Annotated in this window: 13 protein-coding genes; 4 read left to right on the top strand and 9 right to left on the bottom strand. The window is 60.5% G+C overall.

Annotated features, from left to right (window positions below; translation table 11 throughout):
• The first annotated feature begins 34 nt into the window (after positions 1-34).
• Positions 35-469 carry an ATP-dependent Clp protease adapter ClpS gene (gene clpS, locus I2G20_RS04810; protein ID WP_246472841.1) on the top strand — a complete coding sequence of 145 codons (435 nt, stop codon included), beginning with the start codon at positions 35-37 and terminating at the stop codon, positions 467-469.
• Between the two features lie 9 nt (positions 470-478).
• A complete protein-coding gene (gene clpA, locus I2G20_RS04805) occupies positions 479-2,860 on the top strand; it encodes an ATP-dependent Clp protease ATP-binding subunit ClpA (RefSeq protein WP_196258539.1) in 2,382 nt (793 codons plus the stop codon).
• Between the two features lie 107 nt (positions 2,861-2,967).
• On the opposite strand, the gene I2G20_RS04800 is transcribed toward clpA, so the two are convergent.
• From I2G20_RS04800 to I2G20_RS04775, 6 genes are read right to left on the bottom strand one after another with little or no spacing between them, the layout of a single operon-like run.
• Positions 2,968-3,387 carry an HIT family protein gene (locus I2G20_RS04800; RefSeq protein WP_196258538.1) on the bottom strand — a complete coding sequence of 140 codons (420 nt, stop codon included), beginning with the start codon at positions 3,385-3,387 and terminating at the stop codon, positions 2,968-2,970.
• A 22-nt stretch (positions 3,388-3,409) separates the two neighbouring features.
• Positions 3,410-4,573 carry a GNAT family N-acetyltransferase gene (locus I2G20_RS04795; RefSeq protein WP_196258537.1) on the bottom strand — a complete coding sequence of 388 codons (1,164 nt, stop codon included), beginning with the start codon at positions 4,571-4,573 and terminating at the stop codon, positions 3,410-3,412.
• Positions 4,570-5,325, bottom strand: coding sequence for a glycerophosphodiester phosphodiesterase family protein (locus I2G20_RS04790; protein WP_196258536.1), 756 nt, complete (start codon positions 5,323-5,325; stop codon positions 4,570-4,572). Before I2G20_RS04790 ends, I2G20_RS04795 begins: the two co-directional genes overlap by 4 nt.
• Positions 5,326-5,781, bottom strand: a complete 456-nt coding sequence (locus I2G20_RS04785; RefSeq protein ID WP_196258535.1) for a RidA family protein — start codon at positions 5,779-5,781, stop codon at positions 5,326-5,328.
• A complete protein-coding gene (locus I2G20_RS04780) occupies positions 5,771-7,084 on the bottom strand; it encodes a DNA polymerase IV (RefSeq protein WP_196258534.1) in 1,314 nt (437 codons plus the stop codon). Before I2G20_RS04780 ends, I2G20_RS04785 begins: the two co-directional genes overlap by 11 nt.
• Positions 7,085-7,086: 2 nt before the next feature.
• The gene (locus tag I2G20_RS04775) at positions 7,087-7,350 is read right to left on the bottom strand and encodes a DUF3572 family protein (protein WP_196258533.1); all 264 of its coding nucleotides are present in this window, start codon (positions 7,348-7,350) and stop codon (positions 7,087-7,089) included.
• A 110-nt stretch (positions 7,351-7,460) separates the two neighbouring features.
• Between I2G20_RS04775 and I2G20_RS04770 the strand changes: the two genes are divergently transcribed.
• Both I2G20_RS04770 and I2G20_RS04765 read left to right on the top strand, forming a co-directional pair.
• Entirely contained in the window at positions 7,461-7,835 is a 375-nt protein-coding gene (locus tag I2G20_RS04770) for a response regulator (RefSeq protein ID WP_196258532.1), read from the top strand.
• Positions 7,836-7,874: 39 nt separating this feature from the next.
• On the top strand, positions 7,875-9,245 hold the full coding sequence (locus I2G20_RS04765) for a PleD family two-component system response regulator (RefSeq protein WP_196258531.1): 1,371 nt from the start codon (positions 7,875-7,877) through the stop codon (positions 9,243-9,245).
• A gap of 325 nt (positions 9,246-9,570) precedes the next feature.
• Here I2G20_RS04765 and rpmG read toward each other — a convergent pair whose 3' ends face one another.
• The 3 genes from rpmG to rnr all read right to left on the bottom strand — a co-directional run bounded on the left by rpmG (position 9,571) and on the right by rnr (position 12,568).
• Entirely contained in the window at positions 9,571-9,738 is a 168-nt protein-coding gene (gene rpmG / locus I2G20_RS04760) for a 50S ribosomal protein L33 (RefSeq protein ID WP_116654165.1), read from the bottom strand.
• Positions 9,739-9,852: 114 nt separating this feature from the next.
• Positions 9,853-10,275 (bottom strand): DUF983 domain-containing protein, encoded by a 423-nt coding sequence (locus I2G20_RS04755; protein ID WP_196258530.1) that lies wholly within the window; start codon positions 10,273-10,275, stop codon positions 9,853-9,855.
• A 4-nt stretch (positions 10,276-10,279) separates the two neighbouring features.
• Positions 10,280-12,568 carry a ribonuclease R gene (gene rnr / locus I2G20_RS04750; RefSeq protein ID WP_196258529.1) on the bottom strand — a complete coding sequence of 763 codons (2,289 nt, stop codon included), beginning with the start codon at positions 12,566-12,568 and terminating at the stop codon, positions 10,280-10,282.
• Position 12,569 lies beyond the last annotated feature (1 nt).

Here is a 12,569-nt window from a genome sequence, read left to right as displayed (position 1 = left end):
TGGCCGAAGTTTTGCCTACATAATGGGGCCGTCTATGCCGTATCTGTATATGGGACGACCCGACTTGCCTGAGTTCTCTCCTGTGCCCCTCATTGCCAATCCCCGTGATCGGAGGGCTATTGCTGCGCTCCGGGCGGGACCCGGTGGCGAACGAGACCACGAGAACGACGGCGAGGGTAATGTCGGCGTTGCTACGAAGACGCGTCCCAAAACCAGAAAGCCGAGCCTTTATCGCGTGTTGTTGCTCAACGACGACTACACGCCCATGGAGTTCGTGATTCTGATTGTCGAGCAGGTCTTCAACAAGTCCCGCGAAGAGGCCACAACGATAATGTGGCACGTGCATAATCAAGGTGTGGGGGAGTGTGGAATCTATCCCTATGAGGTGGCCGAAAGCAAGGTTACCCAAGTGATGGATGCCGCGCGCAGAAATCAGCACCCGCTTCAATGCGTGATGGAAAAGCAGTAGGATCATCAAATGCCCTCATTCTCCCGCGGACTTGAAAAGGCACTTCATCAGGCGATGAACCTGGCGCGCGAGCGTGCCCATGAGTTCGCTACGCTCGAACACCTCTTGCTGGCCCTGACCGATGACCGCGACACCATCGCGGTACTCAAGGGCTGCGATGTTGATATCGAGTCCCTGCGCGCCGATCTCGAAGAGTTTATCGACGAGGAACTCGACAGCCTCGTCGTTTCCAACGGGCAGGATGCGCGCCCGACTGCGGCATTCCAGCGCGTGATCCAGCGCGCCGTAATCCACGTTCAGTCGTCAGGCCGTGAGGAGGTCACCGGCGCAAATGTCCTCGTGGCCATTTTCGCCGAGCGCGAAAGCCATGCTGCCTACTTCCTCGAACAGCAGGACATGAGCAGGCTCGACGCGGTCAATTTCATCTCCCATGGCATTGCGAAGTCTGGTCGAAACGCGGATCGCGCTGTGCGCGGCGCTGAGGAGGGCGGTGCGGGATTCACGGAAGAAGGTGCGCGCGCCGGCGCCGCCAGTCAGCAGAGCTCTGCGCTTGCCGACTTCTGCATCAATCTCAACGACAAGGCCCGCAAAGGTAAGATCGATCCCTTGATTGGGCGCGCGGCTGAACTGGAACGCACCATCCAGGTGCTCTGCCGGCGCTCCAAGAACAATCCGCTTTATGTGGGCGATCCCGGTGTCGGCAAGACGGCAATCGCCGAGGGACTTGCACGCCGAATCGTTGAGAACGATGTGCCCGAGGTCCTCAAGGACTCGGTGATCTACGCGCTCGATATGGGTGCGCTGCTCGCGGGTACGCGCTACCGGGGCGATTTCGAGGAGCGGCTCAAGGCGATCATGAAGGAGCTCGAGAAGAAGGAGAACGTTATCCTCTTCATCGACGAGATTCACACCGTAATCGGTGCAGGAGCGACTTCAGGCGGCGCGCTCGACGCCTCAAACCTCTTGAAGCCCGCGCTGGCCTCAGGCGCGATCCGGTGCATCGGTTCGACGACATACAAGGAGTATAGGCAGTTCTTCGAGAAGGACCGGGCACTTGTCCGCCGTTTCCAGAAGATCGACGTCAACGAGCCGACAATCCCCGACGCCATCGAGATCATGAAGGGGTTGCGGCCGTATTTCGAGGATTATCACAAGCTCAAATACACCGATGACGCCCTCAAGGCGGCGGTCGAGCTATCGGCGCGCTACATCAACGACCGCAAGCTGCCCGACAAGGCCATCGACGTGGTCGATGAAACCGGCGCCCGGCAGATGCTGGTGACTGAGGACAAGCGCAAGAAGTTGATCGATGTACCCGACATCGAGGCGACGGTCGCGACCATCGCACGCATCCCGCCGAAATCGGTATCGAAATCCGATACTGAACTGCTGGCGAACCTTGAGACCAATCTCAAGCGCGTCGTTTTCGGGCAGGATAAGGCAATCGAATCGCTCTCCGCAGCGATCAAACTGGCCCGTGCAGGTCTGCGCGAGCCCGAAAAGCCTATCGGTTCTTACCTCTTTACGGGCCCCACAGGCGTCGGCAAGACCGAAGTCGCCAAGCAATTGGCCGACACGCTCGGGGTGGAATTGCTGCGTTTCGACATGTCCGAATATATGGAGCGTCACACCGTTTCGCGGCTGATCGGCGCGCCTCCAGGCTATGTCGGGTTCGACCAGGGCGGTCTGATGACCGACGGCGTGGATCAGCACCCCCACTGCGTGCTCCTGCTCGATGAAATCGAGAAGGCCCATCCGGACCTCTACAATATCCTGTTGCAGGTTATGGATCACGGTAAGCTCACTGACCACTCGGGCAAGCAGGTCGACTTCCGCAATGTCATCCTGATCATGACGTCGAATGTCGGGGCCAGCGAACTTGCGAAATCGCCCATCGGGTTTGGCCGCGTACGGCAGGAAGGCGATGACGAGGATGCCATCAACCGCACCTTCAGCCCCGAGTTCCGTAACCGGCTGGACGCCATCATTTCGTTCGCGCCGCTGCCGCCGGAAACGGTGCATCGTGTGGTCGAGAAGTTTATCCTCCAGCTCGAAGGCCAGCTTGCCGAGCGCGGTATCACCATCGAGCTGACACCCGAGGCCGCCACTTGGCTTGCCGAACGTGGTTACGACGAAAAGATGGGCGCGCGGCCGCTCGGCCGCGTGATCCAGGAATATGTCAAGAAGCCGCTCGCCGAAGAGGTTCTGTTCGGGCTGCTGCAGAAGGGCGGTTCGGTCAAGGTAACGGTGGTTGGCGAGGGCAGCGAAGCCCGCCTCGAACTCGTCTCCATCCCCCCGCGACCTGCACGGCCCAAGGCCATCACCGGTCCGAAGGGCGGGAAAAAGCCGACGAGCAAATCCAAGGCAAAGGACGCCGAGTCCAAGACCTAAGAAATAGGCCGGTGGAGACACCGGCCTTTTTGTTCTCGCTCGCTAATTGGGGCGCTGTTCGCGCCCGGATATCGAGCCAAATCTGCTTTACTCTGTGCAAGACGCTCCTAAAACGCCGAGCGAATCTTTTCCGCGAGCGCGCCAAGCGCCTCGTGATCCGCCGTTTCGCCGGTATGCGGTCTGAGGGGGATACCCTCATACATGGGGACGATGTGGAAATGGAGGTGGAACACCGTCTGCCCGGCTTGTGCCTCGTTGAACTGCATGATGCGGAAGCCGTCGGCGCCAGTCGCTCTCATCACCGCCGCTGCCACCTTTTGCGTTTTTCCAATCAAGTCCGCGAGGACTTCCGGTTGGGCGTCGAGCAGGTTGCGCGATCCGGTTTTCGGAATCACCAGCGTGTGACCCCTCGACTGGGGCATGATATCCATGAAGGCGAGGGTGGTATCGTCCTCATAGACCTTGTGACAGGGGATTTCGCCCTTGATGATCTTTACGAAGATATTGTCCGGATCGTAGGCGGTCATCTGGATCTCCCGCGATTGATGGTCAGTCGCCACTCTTGCGGAATGGGGTATAGGTTTCAAGGGCTTCGCTGTGCCGTGCCACTGCACGTCGCTCTTCCTCGAGATAATCGGCAACCGCCCGCCGCAGTCCAGGGTGCGCGATATGGTGGATCGAACGTGTCTTGGCCGGCGCATAGCCCCGCGCCAGCTTATGTTCGCCCTGCGCCCCGGCCTCGACGCGCTTCAGGCCTCTTGCAATCGCGAAGTCGATGGCCTGGTAGTAGCAGAGTTCGAAATGCAGGAACGGAACGTCGCGGATCGCGCCCCAGTTCCGGCCATAGAGCGTGTCGTTGCCGATAAAATTCAACGCCCCCGCGATATAGTCCGTCCCGTCCTTGGCCATCACCAGCAGAATGCGGTCGGCCATCGTTTCGGATATGCGCGAGAAGAATTCGCGGTTGAGATAGGGGCGGCCCCATTTGCGCGAGCCGGTATCCATGTAGAAGTCGAAGAACGCGTCCCAGTGCGTCTCGGTCAGGTCGCTTCCTGTCACCCACTCGACCTCGATGCCCTCGATCAGCGCATCGCGCCGCTCGCGGCGGATGGCCTTGCGCTTGCGCGATTGCAGCGTGCCGAGAAAATCCTCAAACGTCCCGAATTCCTCGTTGGTCCAGTGAAACTGCGTGTCGTGCCGCACCAGCCATCCCGCCTCCCGGGCCAGTGTTTCCTCCTCGCCGGGAACGAATGTGGCGTGGACCGAGGATGCGCCCAGCCTGTCGGCGAGCGCTTCCGCGGCGCCAAGCAGGGCCATGCGCGTTTCAATGCTGCCATCGGCCGCCAGCAGCTTGGGCGCCGTCGCGGGTGTGAAGGGCACAGAGCTTTGCAGCTTGGGGTAATACCGCCCGCCCGCGCGCTCGAAGGCGTCAGCCCAGGCGTGGTCGAAGACATATTCGCCCATCGAATGTGATTTCAGGAACATCGGCATCAAGCCGACAGGGCAATCGCCGCGCCTGATAACGATGTGCTGGGGCTGCCATCCAGTTCGTCCGGTGGCACAGCCCGATTGTTCCAGCGCAAGGAAAAAGGCGTGATCGAGAAACGGGTTGGCGACTCCGGCGCCATTCGACGCCAGCCGGTTCCAGTCGGCGGCGGAAATCGATACGGCGTCGGGGTGAACCGAAATCGTCAGTTCGGCAGCGGAAGTCACGCTTCGGGATCGAATCCTTCAAATACGATCTGGTCGGCCTGCGCGCGTACGCCGGGTACATGCGCCTTTTCTCTCACTGTCCAGCTCATGACGTTCATTCCGAAAGTGCGGAAGAACCGGACGGCGGGGAGATCAAGCGCGGTGCGCTCGCAGGATATGAATGTGAAGCGCGACAGGGGCCAGTGCAAGAGGTGCCGGAGCATGAATCTGCGGTGGGCGGGAATGTGCCCGTCCCATTCAGGCGTCCTGTAGCCATAGGTGATGATACCGAGTTGGCCGGAATAACCCGCTTTCCGCACCGCTTTGAGCACTGTCGGGTCGAACGACTTGAAAACCAGCGGTCCTCTGTAATCGCGAGCGATTTCGACCGACTTTTCCGCGATTTCAGCGTTCCCCGCGGCCGTGGGCTGCTGCTTGATCTCGACCACCAATGGGACCCGGCCGGCAATTTGCTCGAGAAATTGTGCAAAAAGTTGCGGCGTGTCGCCGGATGCGCTGTCGAGCAGCGGCATAGCGCAGATTTCGTTTCCGGCAAGTTCGTGAATGTTACCGTCCCGTCCTGTCAGACGCTGAAGATCGTGGTCGTGGAACACCAAGATTGCGCCGTCGCCGGACAATTGCAGGTCGCACTCGATGGCAAAACCACGCGCGATAGCGGCTTCGAAGGCCGAGGCCGAGTTTTCGATGATTCCCCTTGATCGGTCGTGCAGTCCGCGGTGGGCAATGGGGCGGTCGAAGGGGGTAGTCATCATTTAGTCCTTTATCTCCACAATGGCGTCGATCTCGACGGCGGCACCAAGGGGTAGGGCCGCGACGCCGAAGGCAGCGCGCGCGTGTTTAGCCGCGTCGCCCAACACTTTGATGAACAATTCCGATGCCCCGTTGCCGACCAGATGCTGATCGGAAAAGTCCGGTGCAGATGCCACGAGCACGGTGAGCTTGAGGATCGAGGCAACCTTTTCGAGCGGGGTGACGGATGCGATCTGCCCAAGGATATTGACCGCGCAGAGTTCGGCCGCCTTCTGGCCTGCGGCAACGTCCAGATCTTTGCCTAGATGGCCCGTCACCAGCCCATCTGGACCTATAGAGAGCTGACCCGAGACAAACAGGAGATTGCCCGAGCGGGTGACCGGGACATAGGCGGCCAACGGCGCGACGGGCTTGGGCAGCGCGTATCCCAAGCTTGCGAGCTTTTGTTCAATCGTCATCTTCCGTCTCCACCTGGCTGACTTTGGGTTTGGGCTTCTTGTAGAGCTTGCCGCGCACTAGCGCCTCACGCCCGAATTTGTCGCGCACCTTGTCCAGCGCGCGTTCGGCGGCGGCCCTGCGGGCGATCTGGGGTTCGATGAGGTCGACCGGATCGGCTCCGTCAGCCGCCTCCAGACCACTAACACCGATACCGAGCAGGCGAAAGGCGGTGCCGTCCACTTCGCGCGCGAGCAGCTTCATGCCGGCCTCATAGAGCGTAGTTGCCAGCTGCGTCGGCATCATCAGGTGTTGGGCACGCGTGCGCGTCCTGAAGCCCGCCGTCTTTAATTTAAGCGTTACGGTATCGCCGACAAATTTTTGTTTCTTCAACCTTTCCGACAATCGCTCGCAAAGCGAGAGCAGGGCGGTCGAAAGCTCCTCGAAACCCGAAAGATCGGAAAAGAACGTGGTTTCGGTGCTCACCGACTTTGTCTCGCGCGCCGTGGAAACCCGCCGGTAGTCCTCACCGCGGGAAAGACGTGCCAGTCTTGCCCCCATCTCGCCATAGCGACGCATGAGGTCTTCCGGCGCACGATTTTGCAACTGCCCGATTGTGGTCAGGCCATCCTTCTTGAGAGTCTCGGTCATTGCCTTTCCGACACCGTAGATGAAGGAGATCGGTTTTTCGGCAAGGAAAGGGATGGTTTCGGCCTTGCCGATGGTGGCGAAACCGCGGGGCTTGTCGAGGTCCGAGGCGATCTTGGCGAGAAACTTGTTGTGCGAAAGTCCGACCGACACCGTCACGCCGATCTCCGTTTCCACACGCTTTGCGAAGCGCGCCAGCGCAACGGCCGGAGGGGCCCTGTGGACGGCCTGGGTGCCCGAGAGGTCAAGGAACGCCTCATCGATCGAGAGCGGCTGCACCAGAGGGGTAAGTTCGTCCATAAGCATGCGGATTTCGCGACTTACACCCACATATTTCTTCATGTCGGGCTTGATGATAACCGCTTGCGGGCAAAGGCGTTTGGCCTGGAACATCGGCATGGCCGAGCGCACGCCGCTCATCCGGGCAATGTAACAGCAGGTCGAGACCACGCCGCGTTGTCCGCCACCGACAATGAGGGGCTTGTCGATAAGGCTCGGGTCATCCCGTTTTTCGACTGACGCATAAAACGCGTCGCAATCGACGTGGGCGATTACGAGGTCGAACAGTTCGGCATGAGCAAAGACCCGCGGTGAACCGCAGGATGGGCAGCGGGCAGGGGGACGCACGGCCTCGCCGCGCCCCAGGCAATCGCGGCACATGAAGGGCGTTGTCGTCATCGTCACGCGTGGGCGTTGAGGCGGTTCCAAAGCCGCATGACGCGGTTGACGTCCAGCCCGGTATTGGCGCACATCGCCAGCAAAAGCGGCTCGTTGCGTCCGAAATGGTCGATTAGTCCCTGCGCCAACCCCGTTGTGCCCAAGGCCTGGCGAAGTGTTTGCGGGGAATAGCCGGCAAGCGACATGAATCGCTCGAGTTCGGCCACGTCCCCTGCAAGCCAGGTCAGGCAGGCATCGGAGATTTCCGCGAGTTCGGTGTCCGTCATGGTATCGACCGGGCGAGAGACTCGCCTTATTTCTTGTTTCGTAACAGATTGATGATACCGGATCATAACCAGAACAGGAAGCGTCGGCGTGAGTCGGCGGAACGGGACGCATGGCCAAGACGGTGATGATTGTCGAGGATAATGAGCTCAATATGAAGCTCTTTCACGATCTCCTCGAATCCCGCGGCTATCGGACCATCCAGACCCGCAATGGAATGGAAGCGCTCGATCTTGCGCGCGAGCACAAGCCCGATCTCATTCTGATGGACATTCAGCTCCCCGAGGTCTCCGGCCTCGTCGTGACCAAATGGCTCAAGGAAGACGACGAACTTGCGCCGATCCCGGTCATCGCCGTCACCGCTTTCGCCATGAAAGGCGACGAGGAGCGGATATTGCAGGGCGGCTGCGAGGGATACATCTCTAAACCCATCTCGGTGCCTCACTTTTTGGAAACGATTGAAAGCTACATTGGCAAAGCCGGGTAGCGGGCTCGCACACCGAAAATCAGCCGAGAGGGAAGCGCCGTGACAGCACGGGTGCTGATTGTTGACGATATTCCAACCAACGTAAAGCTGCTCGAAGCGCGGCTAATGGCGGAATATTTCGAGGTGGTCACCGCTGCCTCCGGTCCTCAAGCCATCGAGATTTGCCGGACCCAGGACATCGATATCGTCCTGCTCGACGTGATGATGCCCGACATGGACGGCTTCGAATGCTGCCGCATTCTCAAGGGCAGCGCCCGCACGTCGCATATCCCCGTCGTCATGATCACGGCGCTCGATCAGCCCTCCGACAAGGTCAGGGGGCTCGAATCCGGTGCCGACGATTTTCTCACCAAGCCCGTCGACGACATGCAGCTTCTCGCGCGGGTTAAAAGCCTCATCCGGCTCAAGGTTCTGACAGACGAATTGCGCGCCCGCGCAAAGACCAGCCATCAGCTTGCTCTTGAGCACGCCGCGCGTTCAGTCGAGGAAACCGACTCGGAACAGGGCCGCATACTCGTCATCGAAGGGGAGGCGGTTCGTGCCGAGCGGCTGCGGTCCTACCTTCAGGGGAAACACAACGTCGATGTGCTGACCACCCCATCGGATGCCGTTTTCCAGATTTCAGGTGGAGATTACGAAGTCGTGCTGGTCAGCATGGATCTCGACGGCTTCGATCCCTTGCGGGTCTGCTCGCAGATCAGGACTGCCGACCAGACCCGTTCGCTCCCGATCATTCTCATCGCCGACGAGAAAGACCGCCCCCAGATCGTGCGGGGACTCGACCTTGGGGTCAACGACTTCATCATGCGCCCCCTGGAGCGCTACGAACTCTCAGCCCGGGTCAAGACCCAGATCAGGCGGTACCGCTACACGGTGGAATTGCGCGAAAGCCTTTCGTCCACCATGCAGATGGCTGTGATCGATGAACTGACCGGGCTTTATAACCGCCGCTATTTCGAGCGCCATCTTTCGATCAGCCTGACCAAGGCCAAGGAACAGGATCGCGAAATGGCGGTCATGTTGCTCGATATCGACTACTTCAAATCGGTCAACGACACATATGGCCACGACGTGGGTGATGTCGTTCTCAAGGAATTTGCGCTCCGCCTGCAGCGCAACATACGGGGCGTCGATCTGGCCTGCCGCTTCGGGGGCGAGGAATTCGTCGTGCTCATGCCCGATACCGATACGCGACAAGCACTCCATGTTGCCGAGCGCGTCCGGCTCGCAATGGCCCAATACGGATTCAAGGTGGGTATCGAAAAACCGCTCGACATTACTGTCAGCGTTGGCCTTGCCTTCAACGAGTTCGAGACAGACACCCCCGAATCCTTGATCAAGCGCGCGGATCTGGCGTTGTACGCGGCCAAACGCGCAGGCCGTAATCGGGTTGTTTCCGAAGCGGCGTGAACTGCCCCAGAACGACAGTTAAGGTTAACTTTTTATTATGAATAGTAAAACGCCGGTCCCCGGCTCACGTTATACTTGGCGTGGGGCGGACCAGAGCGTAACCTATGGGTACTGAGACGGATGCAGACTGCATACCGTTCAGTTGTCCCTACGGAATTCAGGTCCGCCGCAACTCCTGTCCCGTAGGGCGGCTGGCCCGGCACCGGTACAAGAGTGGCCTCTTCGACAGCCGGGCTGGGCCAGCCACTATTTTTTCGAGCTCTTTACGTCCAAATAAAAAACCCCGCCGAGGCGGGGTTTTTCTTCGTTCTCGATGAAGCGCGATCTATTTGATCTTGGCTTCCTTGAATTCCACGTGCTTGCGGACCACCGGGTCGTACTTGCGGAACGAGAGCTTCTCGGTCGCGGTGCGGGTGTTCTTCTTGGTGACGTAGTAGAAGCCGGTATCGGCGGTCGAAACCAGCTTGATCTTGATCGTGTTGGACTTTGCCATCGCGGGTAGCCTTTTAAAAAGAGAGGCCGCGCGGCAGGTCCTGCGCACGGCGTCCGAAATTAGTTGGGCGCAACCTATGGATTTTGCGCCAAATGTCAAGCGGCGGCTTTCCCGTTAGCCGCGCTCGTCCTCGATATCGTCATCAGGGCCGCGGGGATCGAATCCGTGCATGTATTTGGCCCATTGCATCGCTACGACCGCGCCCTTGACGATGGGCAGGAGCCAAAGCGAAAGCCCGATGGCGAGGGGAATCATGGTCCAAAGATAGATACTGGCCGGTACCCGGTAGACCATCTCGACATGCAGGATGATCGCGACGAGCAAATGCCCGACGATAACAATGACCAGGTAGGGCGGGGCGTCGTCGGCGCGATGGTGATGCAGTTCCTCCCCGCAGGACGGGCAGGTTTCATTGACCTTGAGATATTTTCCGAACAGCCGGCCTTCGCCGCATGAGGGACATTTGCCGGCCAGCCCGCGGCGCACCGCCGGCCACAGCGGGCGTTCGGGCCGGTCTGTCGTCTCGAGAAAGGTCAACCGTTCATCTCCTTGGACGTTTTCCCTTGAACGGAGCGCGCTTGCCGCGCTGGGTACGTCCTGGCCCCGGGGGTTTTATGCGCTCCCCTTCAGATAAGACTTCAAACCGCAAAGCGCCAGCCATCGGTGCCGCTTCAAGCAGTCGCACTTCGACCCGGTCGCCGATCCGGAACCGTTCGCCAGTCCTTTCCCCGATCAAGGCCTGCTGGTCCTCGAAATAGCGGAAATAATCGGTACCGAGCGAGGAGGCGGGCACGAACCCGTCCGCTCCGGTTTCATCGAGCCGAACGAACAGCCCGGCGCCGACGACACCTGCGATCTTGCCCGTGAAACGCGCGCCGATATGGTTGGCGAGAAACTGTGCGAGCAGCCGGTCTGCCGTTTCGCGTTCGGCAGCCATTGCGCGGCGCTCGGTGGCCGAGATGTGCTGGCCAACAGTGGCGAGGCGGCTTTCCTCGGCCTCGGTCAGCCCATCGTCACCGAGGCCGAGCACCTTGATGAGCGAGCGGTGGACGATCAGATCGGCATAGCGCCGGATGGGCGAGGTGAAATGCGCATAGCGGTCGAGGTTGAGGCCATAGTGCCCATAGTTGCCTGGCGCATATTCGGCCTGCGCCTGGGAGCGCAGCACCATCTCGTTGACCTGCTCGGACTTGCCGGCTTTTTCGGCGCGGAAAAGGATCTGGTTGAAGTCCTTGGGCCGCAGGCTTTCCGAACGCGGGACGGGCAGGTCGAGCGATTTCAGGAACTCACCCAGAGAGGTTACCTTCTCCCGGCTCGGCGCATCGTGGACGCGGTAGAGCAGGCCGGTCCGGTGCTTTTCCAGGGTCTCAGCGGCGCAGACATTGGAGAGGATCATGATTTCCTCGATGAGCTTGTGCGCATCGAGTCGTTCGGGGACGTACACGTCCGTCACCATCCCGGTTTCATCGAGCCTGATCCGCCGCTCAGGCAGGTCGAGCGCCAGCGGGCCGCGGCGGTCCCGCGCCTTGGCAAGCGAAGCGTATGCGGCCCATAGGGGCTTCAGGATCGGTTCGAGGAGTGGTCCGGTCTTGTCGTCCGGCTCGCCGTCGATCGCGGCTTGAGCCTGTTGGTAGGAGAGCCTGGCCGCCGAGCGCATCGTCACGCGGTGGAACGAATGCCGCTTCTTGTTGCCTTCGGCGTCGATGACGATGCGCAGCGCCATCGCGGCGCGGTTTTCGCCCTCGCGCAGCGAACAGAGATCGTTGGAAATCCGCTCGGGCAGCATCGGCACCACGCGGTCGGGGAAGTAAACCGAATTGCCACGCAGATAGGCCTCGCGGTCGAGCGCCGAACCGGCTCGCACATAATGGGCGACGTCCGCGATGCCGACATGGAGGATATGCCCGCCGGGATTACCCGGATCGGTATCGGGCTCGGCGTGCACGGCGTCGTCGTGATCCTTGGCGTCGTGAGGGTCGATGGTAATGAGCGGGATATCGCGCCAGTCTTCGCGCCCCTTGAGCGTCGCTTCCTCGGCCGCATCGGCTTCCGCGATCACCGAAGCTGGGAAACGGTAGGGGATGTCGAGTGAATGGAGTGCAATCAGGCTCACCGCGCCTTCCGATTGCGGGTTGCCGACAACAGAAACAACCTTGGCGCGTGGGATCATCAGGCGGCCTGAAACAGCCACCTCGACTTCGACGAGATCGCCGTCTTTTGCGCCGCCGAGGTCGCCGGCCGGGATACGCATTTCGCGCGCCTTGCGCTCTATGGGCACCAGCCGCGCGCCCTCATTGTCCATGCGGACGATGCCGATATCGGCCTTGCGCGGTTTATCGAGCACTTTCATGGGGCGGGCGGTGTAGGTAGGTGCGAGACCTTCGCCGCGCTGGATGCGCGCCAGAATCCGGTCGCCGGGGGCGGGGACCACGCGGGCGTCCTTGCCGATGGTTACTACGACCCGCGGCTTTTCGCCTTCTTCCTCGTCCCATTTGGCGGGGAAGGCGTGAAGGTTCTCTGGATCGGCGTCGGCGGGAATATCGAGGACGGTCACGGCCGGCAATTCGCTCGTCGCGCGGATCGCCTTGCGCTTGCGGGCGAGCAGGCCTTCGTTCTCCATGTCACGGAGCAGCATCTTGAGCGCCACGCGGTCATCGCCCTTGATACCGAAATGCCGCGCGATCTCACGCTTGGAATCGATCTCGGGGAACTGCGCTATCGCTTCAAGGATAGCCTCGCGCGTAGGAAGCTCGCCCGGCTGCCACGCAGGATTGCGGCGGCTCTTGCCGGAAGCAGGAGCCTTGCCGGATGGTGCTGCGCGCTTGGCCATT

It is taken from the genome of Pelagibacterium limicola, from assembly GCF_015694405.1.
GTDB classification, from domain to species: Bacteria; Pseudomonadota; Alphaproteobacteria; order Rhizobiales; family Devosiaceae; genus Pelagibacterium; species Pelagibacterium limicola.
The sequence above is the reverse complement of the archived record's forward strand: the minus strand, read 5'-3'. Positions and strand labels throughout refer to the sequence as shown.

Coding starts and splice junctions, on each gene's coding strand:
- I2G20_RS04780 (WP_196258534.1), bottom strand. CDS start 7,084: ATGACGACAACGCCCTTCATGTGCCGCGATTGCCTGGGGCGCGGCGAG.
- I2G20_RS04785 (WP_196258535.1), bottom strand. CDS start 5,781: ATGACGATTGAACAAAAGCTCGCAAGCTTGGGATACGCGCTGCCCAAG.
- clpA (WP_196258539.1), top strand. CDS start 479: ATGCCCTCATTCTCCCGCGGACTTGAAAAGGCACTTCATCAGGCGATG.
- I2G20_RS04790 (WP_196258536.1), bottom strand. CDS start 5,325: ATGATGACTACCCCCTTCGACCGCCCCATTGCCCACCGCGGACTGCAC.
- I2G20_RS04800 (WP_196258538.1), bottom strand. CDS start 3,387: ATGACCGCCTACGATCCGGACAATATCTTCGTAAAGATCATCAAGGGC.
- rnr (WP_196258529.1), bottom strand. CDS start 12,568: ATGGCCAAGCGCGCAGCACCATCCGGCAAGGCTCCTGCTTCCGGCAAG.
- rpmG (WP_116654165.1), bottom strand. CDS start 9,738: ATGGCAAAGTCCAACACGATCAAGATCAAGCTGGTTTCGACCGCCGAT.
- clpS (WP_246472841.1), top strand. CDS start 35: ATGCCGTATCTGTATATGGGACGACCCGACTTGCCTGAGTTCTCTCCT.
- I2G20_RS04775 (WP_196258533.1), bottom strand. CDS start 7,350: ATGACGGACACCGAACTCGCGGAAATCTCCGATGCCTGCCTGACCTGG.
- I2G20_RS04770 (WP_196258532.1), top strand. CDS start 7,461: ATGGCCAAGACGGTGATGATTGTCGAGGATAATGAGCTCAATATGAAG.